Origin of the sequence: Psychrobacter nivimaris, assembly GCF_009812035.1 — a bacterium.
Classification (GTDB): Bacteria; Pseudomonadota; Gammaproteobacteria; order Pseudomonadales; family Moraxellaceae; genus Psychrobacter; species Psychrobacter nivimaris.
This window is the reverse complement of the sequence record NZ_VZIZ01000036.1, coordinates 12,994-30,286: the sequence shown is the minus strand read 5'-3', so window position 1 is coordinate 30,286 and position 17,293 is coordinate 12,994. Positions and strand designations below refer to the sequence as shown.

Annotated in this window: 16 protein-coding genes; 6 read left to right on the top strand and 10 right to left on the bottom strand. The window is 43.2% G+C overall.

Annotated features, from left to right (window positions below):
* Positions 1 to 67: 67 nt before the first annotated feature.
* Positions 68 to 1,054 carry an SDR family NAD(P)-dependent oxidoreductase gene (locus FQV37_RS12180; RefSeq protein ID WP_160023328.1) on the top strand — a complete coding sequence of 329 codons (987 nt, stop codon included), beginning with the start codon at positions 68 to 70 and terminating at the stop codon, positions 1,052 to 1,054.
* A gap of 160 nt (positions 1,055 to 1,214) precedes the next feature.
* Here FQV37_RS12180 and FQV37_RS12175 read toward each other — a convergent pair whose 3' ends face one another.
* The 3 genes from FQV37_RS12175 to argS form a co-directional block, all read right to left on the bottom strand.
* The gene (locus tag FQV37_RS12175; RefSeq protein WP_160023326.1) at positions 1,215 to 2,309 is read right to left on the bottom strand and encodes a PTS sugar transporter subunit IIC; all 1,095 of its coding nucleotides are present in this window, start codon (positions 2,307 to 2,309) and stop codon (positions 1,215 to 1,217) included.
* 125 nt (positions 2,310 to 2,434) lie between these two features.
* Positions 2,435 to 3,238, bottom strand: a complete 804-nt coding sequence (locus FQV37_RS12170) for an SPOR domain-containing protein (RefSeq protein ID WP_160023324.1) — start codon at positions 3,236 to 3,238, stop codon at positions 2,435 to 2,437.
* Between the two features lie 87 nt (positions 3,239 to 3,325).
* Positions 3,326 to 5,155, bottom strand: a complete 1,830-nt coding sequence (gene argS / locus FQV37_RS12165) for an arginine--tRNA ligase (protein WP_160023322.1) — start codon at positions 5,153 to 5,155, stop codon at positions 3,326 to 3,328.
* Between the two features lie 378 nt (positions 5,156 to 5,533).
* Between argS and FQV37_RS12160 the strand changes: the two genes are divergently transcribed.
* Positions 5,534 to 5,752: a DUF2788 domain-containing protein gene (locus FQV37_RS12160; RefSeq protein WP_071002875.1), complete on the top strand. Its 219-nt coding sequence runs from the start codon at positions 5,534 to 5,536 to the stop codon at positions 5,750 to 5,752.
* 166 nt (positions 5,753 to 5,918) lie between these two features.
* Here the strand turns inward: FQV37_RS12160 and FQV37_RS12155 are convergent, their stop codons facing one another.
* The 3 genes from FQV37_RS12155 to cmoA are packed head-to-tail and all read right to left on the bottom strand — an operon-like array spanning position 5,919 to position 8,966.
* Positions 5,919 to 7,037, bottom strand: a complete 1,119-nt coding sequence (locus tag FQV37_RS12155) for a DUF1176 domain-containing protein (RefSeq protein ID WP_160023320.1) — start codon at positions 7,035 to 7,037, stop codon at positions 5,919 to 5,921.
* A 34-nt stretch (positions 7,038 to 7,071) separates the two neighbouring features.
* Positions 7,072 to 8,118 carry a tRNA 5-methoxyuridine(34)/uridine 5-oxyacetic acid(34) synthase CmoB gene (gene cmoB / locus FQV37_RS12150; RefSeq protein ID WP_160023318.1) on the bottom strand — a complete coding sequence of 349 codons (1,047 nt, stop codon included), beginning with the start codon at positions 8,116 to 8,118 and terminating at the stop codon, positions 7,072 to 7,074.
* Between the two features lie 50 nt (positions 8,119 to 8,168).
* Positions 8,169 to 8,966, bottom strand: a complete 798-nt coding sequence (gene cmoA / locus FQV37_RS12145) for a carboxy-S-adenosyl-L-methionine synthase CmoA (RefSeq protein ID WP_160023316.1) — start codon at positions 8,964 to 8,966, stop codon at positions 8,169 to 8,171.
* 247 nt (positions 8,967 to 9,213) lie between these two features.
* On the opposite strand from cmoA, the gene msrA reads away from it, so the two are divergent.
* From msrA to FQV37_RS12125, 4 genes are all read left to right on the top strand, one after another.
* Positions 9,214 to 9,735: a peptide-methionine (S)-S-oxide reductase MsrA gene (gene msrA / locus FQV37_RS12140; protein WP_160023314.1), complete on the top strand. Its 522-nt coding sequence runs from the start codon at positions 9,214 to 9,216 to the stop codon at positions 9,733 to 9,735.
* Between the two features lie 162 nt (positions 9,736 to 9,897).
* Positions 9,898 to 10,590 carry a thiopurine S-methyltransferase gene (gene tmpT / locus FQV37_RS12135; RefSeq protein ID WP_160023312.1) on the top strand — a complete coding sequence of 231 codons (693 nt, stop codon included), beginning with the start codon at positions 9,898 to 9,900 and terminating at the stop codon, positions 10,588 to 10,590.
* Positions 10,591 to 10,640: 50 nt separating this feature from the next.
* Positions 10,641 to 11,354, top strand: a complete 714-nt coding sequence (locus FQV37_RS12130) for a DUF1499 domain-containing protein (RefSeq protein ID WP_160023310.1) — start codon at positions 10,641 to 10,643, stop codon at positions 11,352 to 11,354.
* Between the two features lie 226 nt (positions 11,355 to 11,580).
* The gene (locus tag FQV37_RS12125) at positions 11,581 to 13,041 is read left to right on the top strand and encodes a lytic murein transglycosylase (RefSeq protein WP_160023308.1); all 1,461 of its coding nucleotides are present in this window, start codon (positions 11,581 to 11,583) and stop codon (positions 13,039 to 13,041) included.
* Positions 13,042 to 13,158: 117 nt separating this feature from the next.
* Here FQV37_RS12125 and FQV37_RS12120 read toward each other — a convergent pair whose 3' ends face one another.
* The 4 genes from FQV37_RS12120 to FQV37_RS12105 all read right to left on the bottom strand — a co-directional run bounded on the left by FQV37_RS12120 (position 13,159) and on the right by FQV37_RS12105 (position 16,820).
* Complete coding sequence (locus FQV37_RS12120; protein ID WP_057761845.1) at positions 13,159 to 13,458, bottom strand: hypothetical protein; 300 nt, start codon at positions 13,456 to 13,458, stop codon at positions 13,159 to 13,161.
* A gap of 204 nt (positions 13,459 to 13,662) precedes the next feature.
* On the bottom strand, positions 13,663 to 14,670 hold the full coding sequence (locus tag FQV37_RS12115; RefSeq protein ID WP_160023306.1) for a DUF4062 domain-containing protein: 1,008 nt from the start codon (positions 14,668 to 14,670) through the stop codon (positions 13,663 to 13,665).
* Positions 14,671 to 14,841: 171 nt separating this feature from the next.
* Positions 14,842 to 15,756 (bottom strand): glutamate racemase, encoded by a 915-nt coding sequence (gene murI / locus FQV37_RS12110; protein WP_205962096.1) that lies wholly within the window; start codon positions 15,754 to 15,756, stop codon positions 14,842 to 14,844.
* A 281-nt stretch (positions 15,757 to 16,037) separates the two neighbouring features.
* Positions 16,038 to 16,820, bottom strand: a complete 783-nt coding sequence (locus FQV37_RS12105) for a DUF1285 domain-containing protein (RefSeq protein ID WP_160023302.1) — start codon at positions 16,818 to 16,820, stop codon at positions 16,038 to 16,040.
* Positions 16,821 to 17,293 lie beyond the last annotated feature (473 nt).

Here is a 17,293-nt window from a genome sequence, read left to right as displayed (position 1 = left end):
ATTTCTATGTATCGCAAGATATAGCCCGTACAACCCATATGATTAATAAGACAAAGGATTGTTTATTATGCTCACCCATGTGACTGCTATGGCGACTTCATTGCGCCAACATCTACCGTTTTATTCTAACCGTACCTCATTGGATGACTCAGACGGTGCATCCTACTATCGCAACCATGTCGCTGCCATTACAGGCGCAGGCTCTGGTATGGGGCGTGAGCTGGCCATTCATTTAGCAAAAATGGGCTGTCATGTTGCACTATCAGATATCAATCCTGAACAGCTGGCAGCGACCAAACAGTTACTTGCCAATTATGATGTCAACGTCACTATGACCGTACTCGATGTGTCAGACAATAAAGCCGTGGAAGCATGGGCTGATAACGTAATGAGCGATCATGGCAAAGTAAATTTCATCTTTAACAATGCAGGTGTTGCGCTCTACTCTACCGTCGAAGGCAGTAGTATTAGTGAGCTTGAATGGGTAATGAACATTAACTTTTGGGGTGTGGTTTACGGTACTAAGGCGTTTTTACCGTTAATCAAAAACAGCGTTAAACAAAGCCAATTTGGCGAGCATGGACATATTATCAATATCTCAAGTCTGTTTGGTTTGACCGCTCAGCCATCACAGTCAGCCTACAACTCTAGCAAATTTGCCGTACGCGGCTTCACAGAGAGTTTACGTCAAGAGCTAAATATCCAGAACTGCGGGGTATCAGCGACTTGTATCCATCCGGGCGGCATCAAAACCAATATCGCCAACAGCGCGCGCGGTAATGAGAGCATCCATGATATTGGCATGAGTACCGGACCCAAAGCCATCAGAAATTTTAATAAATTCTTAAAATTCGATGCCAATGAAGCAGCTTGGATTATCCTACAGGCAGCAGCGACCAACCAACAGCGCTGCCTGATTGGTAACGATGCCAAGATAGTCGATGCCGTTCAACGTGTATTTCCATCGCACTATAGCCAAGTGCTGAACGACTTCCATCAACTGTCCCGCAAACTAAAACCACGTCGTCATAAGAAGCTAAAGACCGTTAAATAGTATGTTATCAATATTCCCTATTTCATGGGAAATTGATGAATTTATATATAAAAAGCCCAGCTATAGTCGTAGCTGGGCTTTTTGAAAGTTGCCATTATCGATTGAGGATAAGACTGAGTTTGGAGACTGTTGAGGATATTTTAACTCAATACTTAAAAGATTAAGGAAGCTTCATATCACCAGCGACTAACCAACCCATACGGCGCATGATATAAGCCACTAACCCTGCAATCACCGCAGGCAATACAAACATCAATAGAATAATCGCTGTCCATAATTGTCCAGTGCTCATGATTTCTTGTGATGCCTCAATAACCCCAAACACACCGACCAAACCAGCAGTACCCATACCCGCACCTGTCGCGGTACAAGCTAATCCAAAACCAACGGTCGCGATCGGCCCAACGATAGCGCTAGCAATGACAGCAGGTAGCAGAACGATAGGTTTTCTGAGCACATTAGGGATTTGCAGCATACTGGTACCCAAGCCTTGAGAGATAACGCCACTAACGCCATTGTCTTTAAAACTTGCAACAGCAAAACCAATCATATGCGCTGCACAACCCACCACTGCTGCCCCGCCCGCCAATCCACCCAGTCCAATAGCAATACAAATAGCTGCACTCGACGTTGGTAGGGTCAATAAAATACCAACCACTACAGCGATGACGATACCCATTAACAGTGGCTGTAATTCAGTAGCGGCATGAATACCCTGACCGATAGCTGCGACCCCTGCTACGATAGGCGGATTGAGCAGTGCGCAAACTAATAGCGCGACGCCGCACACCACTAAGGGCACCAATAAAATATCAAGCTTCGTCTTACCAGCGACCCAACTGCCAGCACGATAAGCAAACACAGAGGTCAGATAAGCACCGATTGGATTGCCCGGTAGTGCTACAAAAGTTGCAGGCCCACCCACTTGCGGCGTAAAGAGCGTGCCTGCCATTAGTGCTTCGGAATGGGCACCAAGCATACCTGCCACAAGGCAGCTGAGCATCACTAGCGTTGGCGCTTTGAGATAGTAAGCGATACCTACACCGATGCCAGCACCCATTAATATCGAGGCAAGCTTTCCGACCGCGACCAATGCTGACAAATCTAACCAACCACCGATTTGCGAGATAATCAGACCTGCGATCAACGTGACAAATAGCCCGAGAGCCATACCAGTAAAAGCATCGATAAAGTACTTTTGAAAGAACGCTTTAATAATGCTTGCTTGCGGTGTTACTGAGTTAGATACGGTCATAACCATACTCTTAATGGATATTTAATAGGATAAAACAGCTAGAAAGCTTTTAATAAAATAAAGAGATAAAAAAAGCGCCATTACGACGCTTGTTTTATAAATACAATAACTATAAACGACTGAACCTAGCGACGCTGTTCAACGATAATAGAGTCTATACCATTGTTCTGTAGGCGCTGCTGTGCTGTCGTAACTGCTTGACGGTTATTCAAAGGACGCGAGATGACTTGATAAATTGGCAAGCCATTGCCCGTCGTGTTTTTGACCACACGAGCATCGACACCCGCCATCAGTACTTGCGCACGGCGACGATCCGCTTCATCTGCATCACTAAAGCTATTGATCTGCAAGATGTAGGTCGCCGCAGGTTTGGCAGCTTGGATGCTGGCCGTCCCTGCTGCTGTATTATTGTTGCGGGTTGTAGCGTTGCTAGTAGCAGGCGGCGTACCATCATAAGTTGCATCTTCTTCAACAACGACGATATCCTCACTCGACCCAGTATTATTAGCACCAGCAGGTTCGACAGTCGCATTCTCCGAACCGCCAAAGCTTCCCGTTTCTGTACTGCCTGCATCACTCTCTGGTTGAGTCACGACGACGTCTGGTTCAAATGCACCGATATCACCTATTTGATCATTATCAATGTCAGCGATATCTTCATCAGGGATGGTTGCCATCTCTTGATTTGGCAAAATATCGTAGAACTCATAATCCCCATTGTCGGTATCAGTATCCACACGTGGCTGTACTTGGCGATCAGAATCGTTCTCAGCACTACCATCAGCGGGGCTGAAATTAAATAATGGTGAGAGGTAGATAAACACCCCGATCATAAGGGTCAATACGGCCCCAACAAACATCCACAATAAGCCTGATACGCTACTTGATTTGCGCTTTTCTGTTGCGCCTTTAGGTTTTTTGGCTAGCATGGATCTCGTTCTCCCTACTGAATTTAACTATCATCATCGAATTAATGCTATCAGCTGTCTATACTCATGTCACATATTAGAAAAGTACTACATGCTAGACGGTGCAGACAAGCCTAGCAGACTAAGGCCATTTGCCAATACCTGTCTAACGGCTTTTGACAAGCGCAAACGTGCTTGCATTAAGTCTAGCTCATCCTGACTTGGCGTTTCACCTGATGTCAGGCTCATAGGCAAGATACGATTGGTGTCATACCAACCATGGAACAATGCCGCGAGCTCTTTTAGGTAGTTGGTCAAGACATGCGGCTCGTAACCAGTCGCTGCGCGAAGTAACGTGGCTGGATATCCTGCTAACAGTTTAATCAGCTCGTCTTCATTGGGCGCACTTAGCAAGTCCTGATGTGCCAGACCAACAGCATCATCTACGGTCAAATCGTAAGTTGCCAGTTTTTCTAACACGCGGCAAACGCGCGCATGAGCATACTGGATATAATACACTTGATTGTCTTTGCTTTGTGATTTAGCAAGTTCTAAATCAAAATCAACATGCACTTCAGGCTTACGCGCTACATAGTAGAATCGTGCAGCATCGTTACCGACTTCTGCACGTAGCTCACGCAAGGTCACAAACTGACCAGAACGCGAAGACATTTGTACTTTTTCACTACCGCGCCATAACGCGACAAACTGTACAAGCACTACATCTAGACGTTCTGCATCTATACCAAGAGCTAGTAGAGCGGCTTTTACGCGTGGGACATAACCATGGTGGTCTGCGCCCCAAACGTTAATGACTTTATCAAAGCCACGATCAAACTTGTTTTTATGATAAGCGATGTCAGAAGCAAAATACGTTGATTGACCATTGGCACGGCGTACAACACGGTCTTTCTCATCGCCGAAATCAGTCGATTTAAACCAGATGTTGCCGTCTTTTTCATATAGATAGCCTTTGTCACCTAGTATCTGTAATACAGGCTCAATCTCGCTATCGATAGATCTCTCGCTAAACCAGCATTCGTAGCTCACACCAAAGTCGTTTAAGTCGTCTTTGATATCCGCCAAAATGCTGCTCAATGCTGCGTTTAAAAATAACGCGTAGCTGTCACCTAGCAATGATTTGCTATTGGCAATCAAGCCATCAATATGCGCTTCTTTATCACCTGAGATAACGGTTTTTTCGCCATCAGCATTAATCTCAAACTGAGCATCTTCTGGCACATCTTTGGCAACGTCTGCAAAGCTATGTACGTAGCTATCGCCATGCTGTGTTTTTAGCGTCTGGGCGATGTCACTGACATAATCACCTTGATAGGCGTTGACTGGGAAAGTTATCTCTTCACCATTTAGCTGTAGATAACGCAAATATGTACTGGTGGCTAAGATATCCATTTGTCGGCCAGCGTCATTGACATAATATTCACGCGTGACGTCATAGCCAATAGCTTCTAGCAGGTTAGCGACGCTCATGCCAAATGCAGCCCCGCGACCGTGACCGACGTGCAGACTTGACGTTGGATTGGCAGAGACGAATTCAACTTGGACTTTTTGGCCGTCAAACTGATTACTCAAACCAAAGCGATCTTGCAATGTAAAGATATCGTCCAATACAGAAAACTTAGCTTCCGAGTTTAAGAATACGTTGATAAACCCTGGTCCTGCGATTTCTACTTGGCGAATATCTTGATTGTCAGGCAATGCGCTGACGATTTTTTCAGCAAGTTGACGCGGATTGGCTTTGGCTGCTTTCGCTGCCGTTAGCGCGATATTACTGGCAAAATCACCGTGGCTTAAATCTTTTGTACGGGTGATTTGACTGTTATTTTGCCAATCGCTTGGTAGCGTACCATCTGCTTGTAGGGTTTGAATTGCATCGTTAAATAGGGATGCAAGCGTATCAATTTGGGCTTGTGACATAGGAATTTGAACTCAATTAAATAAACAACAAAAACGGTGCGAATGCGAGCAATCGATAACTGCTTATTATAATAGCGACCGACATTGCAGGGATAGAATAATGTAAAAAGATAAGTAACCTGTAAATATAACAATCTTTGCGCTTTATTGCACCATTTGCGCCAAAATTAGCACTAAAATCTTACCGTTATCAGGATTTGGGCTGACTAATATCAATGATGCAAAACTGATAAATAACTCATAACGTGAATTGTAGCGTTACTGTTGCTCAATACTGGGCAGTCGTTTATACCTGACTGCTTCCACGTTATAATAATGGTTTGTACGGCTCTTCTAAAATATAGAAGGCACGTTACTACTCTATTATAGGATTACGCCATGTTTGCTATTGCCGCCAGTACTGTCACCAGTTGGGGACTGTACGTCTTGTTGCCGATATTCATCGCTTTCTTGTTTTTTATTATGTGGGATATCTCTAAAACGTCTGATGCTGGGCGCGCTGGTACTTTTTGGATATTCTTAGCTCTAGGCGCAGGTTCTGTTGGTTTTATTCTAAAGATAGTCATGGAAGTTGCTTTCAAAAAATGGTTAATCTAATTAGTCATTTTTATCACTATCCTTTGATATAGGTTAGGACATAAGTAGCAAAACTAAAAACGTAATATATGGCTTATGACTGCTGCGCTTTATAAGGTGTCAGTCATTTAAATCAAGGCTTTTGAATCAAAGCCCCTTAGATCAATGCCTTTTTAAATCGAAAAAGCTACTGAGCCTTAGCATCGTTTCTTATAACCTGACTCACATACGTTGGTAGGTCCCACGCTCCACCAGCAAAGCCTCGGCACATTCCTGTACTAGACTCTTCGCTCTTAGCAAATGTTTTACCATTCCATATCCATGCAGTACGATTCCAGCAGTCACCAATGCCTCGGTCTTTGTGAGTGGCGGAAATCTCACCATCAAAATAATCATTCCCTGCTGTTGTGATAAGCATAGGCTTGCTAGGTTTTGCATTATCAATGAGCCAATAGCCATTACTAAAATTGTAAGCGCCTAGCCAGCAAGTATGCGTGGCTAACATATAACTATCATCAACCGGTATAAAGTCCCAATCAAGCATCGTAGAACCATACTCTGACATTCGCTGATATGTTTCAGTTTTTGGGTTGATTAGCTCACAGTCGCCCATCACGTCCTTAGACCCTATAAGCTGCTCGGCATTAATATCGACCCAGTTATCAATATTTTTCTGAAAATACGCCAGCTTTGATGGAGCAAGTGTTTTGTTGTCTTTTGCTGAATACGCAAATGCTTTTTGAATGATTGGTTTTGGTAGAGCTGCTTTAGGAAGTTGACGATTTGGGTGGTTCTTACTAACCAATGCTATCGGCGTCCCTACTCGACCTTGTACATCGTCTAGTTTAAGCAATACTGCCGACATACCTTTATCGCTAATCTGCCAGTAGTTATCACCCGCTCTAATCGCTATCTTGGTCGCGATACGAGCATGATCAACCAGTGCTTGGGTCTGCTTGGCTGATAAGTCGTATAATAGACTGTCTTCTTTGTTGGCTTGCAGTACACCATAGTTTTTATTATTTAACCAGAGCTCAGCCTTATCTTTGGACGCTTTTGAGATAAACTGAATTTGCGCTTTTGGCAGAGCTACTTTTGGCAACGCTGTGAACAATATTGAGGCAGGCTCATCTATGAGTGCTTCAATAGCGTAACCAGCCGCTCGACAAGTCCGCGTATTATCACAAACCACCTGCCAGTCGTCTTGTACAAAGCCCCAGCCTTCGGATACAGTTCCATAACCTGCTATAGCAGGTAGCGATAGCAAGCTGATGGTAGCTACAATCAAAGTCTTTAATGTCTTCATAGTGTTTTCCTTATGTTAGCTACCACCATCAATGCTACTTTTTGGCAATCAAAGTCGCACGCATGGGAGCAGGATATCCTTCGACGGTCTTAGTAGAATCATTAGGATCTAAGAAGTCTGCTAACGAATGATAGGCCATCCATTCGGTTTGTCGTTGTTCTTCAGTCGAGGTGACTGCCACATCGACGCAGCGCACATCTGAAAACCCTGCTTTCTCTAGCCAGCCAATTAATGCCGCCACCGATGGCAAGAAATAGACATTATTCATCTGCGCGTAGCGGTCATGCGGCACCAGTACAGTATTGGCATCACCTTCAATCACCAACGTCTCAAGTACCAACTCACCACCTTTGACTAACTGTCCTTTAAGCTGTTGTAAATGCTCAAACGGTGACTGACGATGATACAGCACTCCCATGCTAAATACGGTATCGAACAGCTGACTGTGCTCAGGTAACGCTTCAAGCGGTACAGGGATATAATGCGTCCGATAGCTACCTGTATCACTAGCGTCTGCAGCACCAACAAAGTGACGAATCGCCATAAACTGATGATAAAATAAACATGACGGATCAATAACAATAACGGTATCCGCACCAGCCCCTGCCATACGCCAGCCATGATAGCCAGAGCCCCCGCCTACATCCAATACGCGGCGACCGTCCAATCTACTTAAATGCGGCGCAACACGTTTCCATTTCCAATCACTATGCCACTCGGTATCAATCTTAATACCTGACTCATCATCGCCGATTTGACCGCCAATCTGAAATGGGCCTTTACGCCATGGCATCAATTGCTTTAATAGTGCCGTTGTTTGTTTGCGCTGAGATTCATTTAGATCTGCCTCAATCGTCAATGTATCACTATTTAGATCGACATGATTGACAGCTAGGTTTGGCAAACGAGCGACTGACGCTTGGTAGGCAGGCGCATGCGCATAGTTAGCTTTGTCTTTTATATCACCTAGCCATGTTGGTAATTGCTTGAGCCATTCATAAGCGCTCGGCTGCTGCTGTGCCAGCTCTAGTAGGGTTAGATATAGTTCGCGTTCGGCATTGATAATAGTATCATTGAGCATAAAAGCAGGTTACCGTATTGATTAAGAAATAACTGTGTTAAAGGTAAGGATTATTTAAACGCCACAATAGAGACAAAATTCAAAAACTGAAACCATGTCAAATGACGCGCAAACCCAACATTACTCAACCGTGCATGATGCTCATCTAATGTGTCAGTAATGAGGACGTTTTCTAACGCATTACGCTTGCCACTGATTTCCATTTCGGTATAACCATTGGCACGTTTAAAGTCATAATAACGCTCAACCAACCACGCATCATATTGCTCATCAAACGCATGGGTTTTTTCAGTCAGTACCAATATGCCGCCTTCGCTCAATGCCGCATAAATCTTCTCTAATACTGCTACCCTATCAGCAGCTGGCAAAAACTGTAGCGTCAAGTTCAAAATCACCATATCACACGGCTCAAACTCAATATCGCGGATATCTGCAGTGATTACTTCGATATCGTGCTCAGGATAATTCTCACTCAATAACGTGGTCGCCTCGGTTGTCATCGCAGGCGAAATATCAATTGCTTTAATCTGCAAGTCTTGCGGGTCGAACTCACCAGCTAGCGTCATGCTGGCTGCACCCAATGAACAGCCCAAGTCATAAACGCGACTAACACGCTGACCACTATCGCTCTGCTGACGATACTTGCAATGACGACGGGCGAATATAGGCAGCATCGCCAGTACCTGACCATAACCGGGTACACTGCGGCGAATCATGTCAGGGAAACAAGCGACCACTTGCTCATCAAATGAAAAGCGTGCGGCCTTATCCAGTGGCGTAGTAAACGGTTTATCAAATAGGGTGTCATGTTCGATAGCAGGCTGGGATTGGCTCATGGGACGACTCATTTTTTAGAATAGAACTGAAATTAAGAATTACTTGGTGAATTTTGCTTGTCATTATCAGTTGATAAAGAAGTAAGATAGCAAAAGCCCATTATAACATTACTGTTTGTTACTTATCGCCTTTGGCTTGCCTGCTAAGCTGAATAAATAGTGCCAAGGGTAATGAGACGTTTGAAAGAAGCATTGAAAAACGAGAGCATCACTACCAAATATAGCGCTTAACCCATATTTATAATAATAGGAAAAAATTATGCAAACGATCGTATTAGGTGGCGGCTGCTTCTGGTGCACCGAGTCTGTATTTTTATCAGTGAAAGGGGTGCAATCTGTCGTCTCAGGCTACATGGGCGGCGATGCTGTTTCTGCCAATTATGAAGCTGTCTGTAGTGGTACGACTGGTCATGTCGAAGTCATCAAAGTCGAATTTGATGAGTCTATTGTCCCGTTAGAAGTAATACTCGATGTCTTTTTTGCCACGCATGATCCCACCACGATGGATCGTCAAGGCAATGACGTCGGTAGTCAGTATCGCAGCGTGGTCTTTTACACCGAAGATAGTCAAAAACCGACCGTTGACCGTACCATCAATAAGTTACGCGATATGGGTGTCGATGTAGTGACGGAAGTACATCCTGCCGTTGAGTTCTATCAGGCAGAAGACTCACATCAAGATTTCTTCAACAGAAACCCAGGACAAGCTTATTGCAACTTTGCAATACCGCCAAAGCTTGCCAAACTGCGCAAAGAATTTAGCAAATATATGGTTAGCTGAATTGAATAAGACATTATTTATTCAAAATTTTCTTAGCCTAATGTTAGATACCAGCCAAACACTTATATTATAGGTGTTTGGCTTTTTATTATTTACTCCTTAGATATATCAGATAAAAATCAGAACCTCACATATAGAAACTTGCAAATAGAGGATTGCAGTATGAACCCTGAATTTTGGCAAAAACGTTGGCAAGAAGGTCGCATTGGATTCAATCAATCTACGGTCAATCCCTTGTTGACTGAGTATATTGATCACTTAGATTTAGCAGCGGGTAACCGTGTCTTCGTTCCGCTTTGTGGTAAATCTATTGATATGGTTTGGCTAGCGACGCAAGGCTATGACGTGGTGGGCGTTGAATTGGTCGAAACAGCCATACAAGAATTCTTTGCTGAGCAAAACATCGAACCTACTGTCTATCAACAGGCAGACAATCCAGCGATTAGATACTATCAAGGCCAGTTGTCGGGACAGACCATCACTTTATGGGTCGCTGATATTTTTGCACTGACTTTTGAAGATGTTGGCTCTATTGATGCAGTATATGATAAAGCGGCATTAATCGCCCTGCCAGCCGATATGCGTGTGAAATATAGTGAGCAAGTGCGGAAACTTAGTAGCGATACCAGTAAAGCTGATGGTGCTAACAATGAAATAACACCGCAGCTTTTACTCACGCTAAATTACGATCAGCGTAAAAAGAATGGACCACCCTTCTCTATTAATAACGAACAACTAGAGCAGTATTATAGCGCTCACTACCAAATCTATGAGCTAGCAAGCGTGCCTTCTTCTATAGGTTCTGCACCGTATATCACCGTCACAGAACACGTTTGGCTATTAAGCAGTAAATAAAAAACTCATATAACCTTTAACAAGCTGCTAAATGGCAATGGAGAAATTGAATGAAAATGATAGTCGGTCTAATGAGTGTAATTGCTATTCTATTAGTCGCTCTGGCAGGCCCAATGTACAAGTTTGGCATTGTAGAATTAGGGACTGCGTTTACAGGGTTTAAATTTGGATTATTTGCTGGTATCGCAGCATTGGTATTGTTAGCTATACAGCTATTATTTAAACGCAATACAGCCAGTATTGGGAGCGCACTAGCCTCAGCCGTACTTGCTGTCGCTGCAATCGCTGTCCCGCTCAGTATGATGAATACGGCCAAAAATGTACCGCCTATTCACGATATTTCTACCGATTTGATGAATCCGCCTGAGTTTGTCGCGACTGCTCCACTACGTGCAGATGCACCAAATCCCGTAGCGTACGCAGGTGCAGAAGTGGCTGAACAACAACGTACTGCCTATCCTGATTTGCAGACACTGACCCATGCTCAGTCAAAGCCTGAATTGGTTAAGGCATCCAAACAAGCCATAGAAAATTTAGGGTGGGAGCTTGTAAATACTGATACAGACAAAGGCATCATCGAAGCAACAGACACGACTGCTTGGTTTGGCTTTAAAGATGATGTGATCATTCGTGTGACTGACAACGATAGCGAGCGCTTAGTTGATATCCGCAGTAAGTCACGAGTTGGACAGAGCGATTTGGGCAAAAATGCGGCGCGGATTCATAGCTTTATAAAAGAGCTAGATAGTGTGCTAGCCGAATAAACAGGTTATACCTCCTAAAGATAGTCCTCGCGATAAAGTACTGTTTAACGCTTTGCATTTTCAGCTCTATAAAATCCTCTTGTAATCTCACGGCAGCGTCAATTTATCGTAACCATTTATAACCTTGGTACTTCGACAGCTTTTCTTTACTGTTTAGATTGGTTACTCTACGTTAATATCATTTTTTGCCTTTCGATAACTATTTTAACGTTTATAGGATATTTTCATGCGTTTGACTCCTTTTTCTACTTTGTCGTTGCTTAGTGTTGCTGTCGGCATCAGCCTTGCTACCACTGCTCAAGCCGCACAGCCGCCAGCACCTGATTTATCCAATAGCGAGTTTCAGCAATGCTTGGACAATCTAAAGAATTCTAACAAGTTTAGCGGTGTTGATGGTTATACCTTTAATAACTATCGCCCAAGCCAGCCTGATCCTAGTGTCATTCAGTCACTGAATTATCAGCCAGAGTTTCAAAAAGACGTCTGGGACTACTTATCAGCATTGGTAGACAAAGAGCGTGTCGAGGACGGTATCCGAGCCAAGCGTCAATGGGGCTCAACTCTACGTCAAATCGAATCGCGTTATGGCGTAAAAGCTGAGCATGTGCTCGGTGTCTGGGGCGTAGAGTCTAACTTTGGTCAAACGCTAGGTAAAAAGCCATTATTTGAGTCTCTAGCGACATTGTCTTGTTTTGATCGTCGTCAAAGCTACTTTCAAGGTGAGTACGCCAATGCGCTAAAAATCGTGCAAAACGGTGATATCGCACCAAATGATATGACAGGCTCATGGGCAGGTGCCTTTGGACAGACGCAGTTTATGCCAAGCACCTTTTTAGAATTGGCAGTAGATTTCGATGGTGACGGTCGTCGTGACTTGGTCAATAGCGTACCTGATGCACTCGCTTCTACAGCAAACTTCTTGGACAATCGCGGCTATCGTACTGGCGAGCCTTGGGGCTATGAAGTCAAACTACCTGATGGATTTTGGGCCGCATCTAATCGCAAAGACAAAAAATCGATAAGCCACTGGCGTGAACAAGGTCTGACATTGGCTAATGGCAGTCCGTTACCATATGACTTGAGCAGTGCAGGCTTATTATTACCTGCTGGAATGGAAGGCCCTGCTTTCTTGGTCGGTAAAAACTTTGACACTTTTTACTCTTATAATGCCTCAGAGAACTACGCGCTGGCTATCGCACACTTATCAGATCTAATCACTCGCGAAGACAGCAGCAAAACAGACTTTATCACTGCTTGGCCGACAGATGATCCTGGTATCAGCCGCCAGCAGGCCAAAGACATTCAGCAAGCGTTGTTAAACGCAGGTTATGATATCGGCGGTGTAGATGGCATCATCGGAGACAATACTCGTACCGCTATCCAGCAATATCAGACTAGTCGCGGCATTTTCCCAGCTGACGGACGCGCAGGCCAGAAGTTCTATCGCGCCATCGTTGGTAATGCAGCACCGAGTCAAACTCAATACGGCCAGCCTGCAAACAGCCAACCTCTGAATCCTGCACCTGCCGATCGCATGGGCCAGTTGATTCAGCAGCAAACGACTGCTCCTAGTAGCTACTCATCTCAGCCATCAGTGAGCTCATCAACTTCTGGCAATACACGTTATCGCCGCGTTACTGATGCCGATGGCACTATCAAACTTGTTCGTATAGACCAAGGTTCATAGTAGCAAGATAAGTGATGCTATTTAGACGCATCAAAAAAGCCACGCTAACGATAGCGTGGCTTTTTTATTTATAGATAGTGATTAGAAGAACTTATCCAATTGACTCAAAATACGTATCTAGACAATAGGTGGTGGCTTAGGCTGACCATTGTCGCCATTCCAATTTTCACGAGCTTTGTCATCTAGATCGGCAGCCGTTTTTGGCTCCCACTTACCATTTTCTTTCCAAGTCGCATCGCCCCAATCTTCATCTTCTGCTTTACTGTCTAAATCTTTGTAGGCCTTGCTAGGATCTATACCGCGACGTTTCATATCTGCTACTTGCTCTTCTAACGTATGAAACTGATCAGCATCATGCATAGACTTTTCTAGACCATCAATCTCTCTTTTTAACTCGTCATTTTTAGCATTGCTCATCGTACGCTCTCCCTAATTATTAATATTATAGTTGTCATTCTAAAATAGTTAACGTTGTTAATACTGCTAACTAACTGACTTTATTATTACGGGTCTGAGGAAGATTCACAAGCATTGCACGTATGCTTTGTATTACAAAACGTAGTCGTGATGCCAAAATGGACGTTTTAGATGGCTATTTTTGAACGCGCTAGCGAATAATTACTAGTCTTGTTTATTCGTATTTGAGGTATGATTTTGCAGTAGGTTTTTTGCGTAGAAGGTAAGCTTCCATAGCTCTTGTGATACTCGCGTACCATAAGTCATTAGTTGTATCCAATTTGCACCGACTAGCTTACGTTGCAAATTATTGATATCAGCTTGAGAGATTTGGCAACGTGAGACAGCATGAACGTTTGGCATCTCTTTTTTGATGTCTACTTCCGCTTTAGAAGTAATCAAACGATTAATGGCATTTTGCAAGCCATAGCTCGAAAAAGTACACGGTATTCTCATAAGTGTCATGAGTATCTCGTGCCATGAGAGGGTTAGTGATCGGGTCACGTCCGTTAAATTGCCGCCCTCATAAGCTTGGGCACTATATTGAATCTCAAAAAACTCCGTTAACTCAATTGGCTCGCTAACCTTATCCGCTATAAAGTCTTCTTCATCAGGACTGTTTTTCTCTACCTCGGTAGTACTAGGTAATACATCGACGGTCTTCTCATACACGACCTTTTTACTAGTCGTATTCTCTTCGTCATTCGCTCTAACCCAGCCACCTATCATTTTATTATTGGCGATTGCATTATAATGAGCCTGTACCAGTAATGGCTCAATATCTTCTTCCGTATCATAGTAATGTAGCTGGTTATCTTGCTTGGTGACTAACTTAATAAACTCTTGAAGTTGTCGGCTGATGTCGGCGTCTGGAGAATGGTTTTTGACCAGCACAATTAGCGGCTTAAGCTTCGCTTTGGCATTTAGATAACTTAAATGCATCTGGCTGACACCGTTTTTTTGCACAGTCCCGTAGCTGTCGCCAACGATCATGACTGCGTAATCACAAGAATCAATACACTGGCGCCCATAAAAAGAGGCTTTAGATAATTTACTAGAAACATCATAGGTCAGAAATGCGCGCGCCTGAAAAAATATCGCTAAGCTGTCTAGAACCAACAACTGGTCATTGTCAGCGCATATAATATGAATATGATAGCGACGATTCGGCACAATTACCTCTAAGCGTAGGTCGTGACATAAAAAGGATAGGATGTAAAATAGAACACAAAAATCTTGTCTTGTTCAGCCTAGCATACTCTTAGCTTAAAAAGATGCACTCAATTTATTTTAACTGAGTCAGCGTTGCATACAGCGTATTGATATCACTAACTTTGATAATAACTAGAGAGAGTAGTATCGCAATGCCATTTCTGTACCGAGTAAGCGCTCAACTAAAGCGCATAGTCTATCACTATATTTAGTGGCGTGAAAAGTTAATGGCGGTCTAGTAATGGTATTTTTATTACTGGTTTTTTGTGTCAGATTTTCTCGTTTTTCACTCATCAATGATGCAGACAAGTTGTTTGCAATCAATAGCTGTCTAACCCGTTCAGCAATCGCTTGACCAGAATCAATAACTTGTATTGACAGCTGCTGCTGTGCAATCTCATCCAATAAAAATGTCTTAAAAAACGGATAATGCGTACATCCCAGCACCAACTGATCGACACCTTCATTAGCAAATATTCGTACCTGTTGACGTAATCTTTGGGCTGTCTCGTCTTGTTCTGACATACCTGCTTCTACCCAAGGTACCAGTTGCGGATCAAAATACTTAGTGACTACTGTGTTATTAGGTTGAGCAAAATTGGCAATGACATCGTTTAGCAAGGTGCCATTCAGCGTCGCTTTGGTTGCCAGCACCGCTACATGACCACTCTTACTCGCCAGTACCGCAGGCTTTAATGCAGGGACAAGACCCACAATAGGTATATGTGGATAGCAGCGTCGAGCAGTATCTAGCGCATATGCTGAAGCACTGTTGCATGCAATAACTATTAGCTTACAGCCTTGCTGATGTAACCACTCTACGGCCTTTAGCGTTAGCGCTTCAATATCTTCACTGTCACGATTACCATAAGGTACATTTAATGTATCAGCATAATATACATAACGCTCAGTAGGCAGCTGCTGTGTTAAATGCAAATAAACAGACAAACCGCCAACACCAGAGTCAAACACGCCAATGGGCGCGCTACGGTTTTTATCGCTTATAACTGTGTTACCAACATGTTTATTGATATCTACTAGATCCATAGCTTTGAGACTCTGGTCAACAGATATATCGACACACGGTCTGAGTTTTTCGACTGTCTGGTTTTTGATATCCATCTTTACGCTAATGCCATTATCATATTATTCATCAATCTTATTACCCCATTAAATGCGCTATATATGTTGTATATGGTGTTACTCTACGTCGGCTCTCTATCGACTACCTTTTGTACGATAAGAATTTTTTAAACCAACAGAATCAGGCTACATTATAAAATTATAGCACTCATCGGCAAACAGCAATTAATAGATAGACATAATACTTACTCAGTAGGCATCGATAATGAATAAGACTGGCCACCACTCTGTAGCGTCAATATCGTCTTACCATTGTCTTCTGATAATGCTCCAATTTCAGTCAGGTGATAAAAAGTATTGCGACCGATAAGTGCGGTTAAGCCATTTCTAACCATCATGTATGGGCGTACCTGTTCTGTAGACGCTAATTCCTGAGAATCTGCAACATCGTCAGCGGTACTCATTTGATTCGCTTTATCACTGTTATTAAAGTCGCTTTCACTAAAGTCGCTGTCATTAGAATCGCTCTTATTAGAATTATACGCCTTTAATACAATCGGATGCTCATCGTCTAAGCGAACCACATCTCCTGTCGTCGTTGTAAACTCCAACCAACTCATATCATCTTCGTGGACAATACCAACATCATTGATAAGCAGTGGTGCATCTTCTACTTGGATACGGATTTTCTGTACAGGGGTTTTCAGGAAGTACTCAGTAATGCCATTATTTTCTTCTTTCCATAGTATTGTGGCAAACAAGCTCACCAATGACTCACGGGTCATTTGCCCGCCTTCATGCCACCATTCTCCGTTTGCTTTGATAGTCAAATCCATATCAGCAATATCTTCAGGATGCCATTTTTCAAGTGGTGGTATCGGACGCCCTTCGCGAGTGCCTTTCGTAGACTTAATATACTGGCTTAGTGCATCTAAATTATCTAAGCTGTCTAGGCTAGAAGTCTTACTGGTCGGTGCTTCCGCTATTCTCTCATGGCTGTTTTCAGTGCTATTATTATCGTTATTCATTATTAATCCCTTTATTTAGTATTCAAAGTTTGGCTTATCTATTATTACTATAAATTTTTGTTTCAGGTATGATGAAACTTTATCGTTATAACAACCTCATTTTCTTAACATTACCTTAGCATCGATACTCATAAATGCGTATCGTGTTTGTAGGACTTTTCTTTTATAATGAGTAACGATTTTTTATTGAAATGGTCAAGTGGGTGTTGTATTGATGACACATCTTACGTTATGCGTTGATATCCTTAGATAAATCAGTATTAACCATGACGGATCAATTGATGCCGCAAAGACAGTTTTATCGGGCAGCCATATGTCTGAGTGACGTTAGCGCCGCAAGTCTATTATTCAGTTGTTAAGCTAATGATGCCCTGAGATAAGCCACTAAAAGTTTAGGAGTAGGTATGCAAGAGCAAGACAATCAAACGCCAGTTATCGATGGTAATACTGTGAATGCTGACGCACCAGTAGCG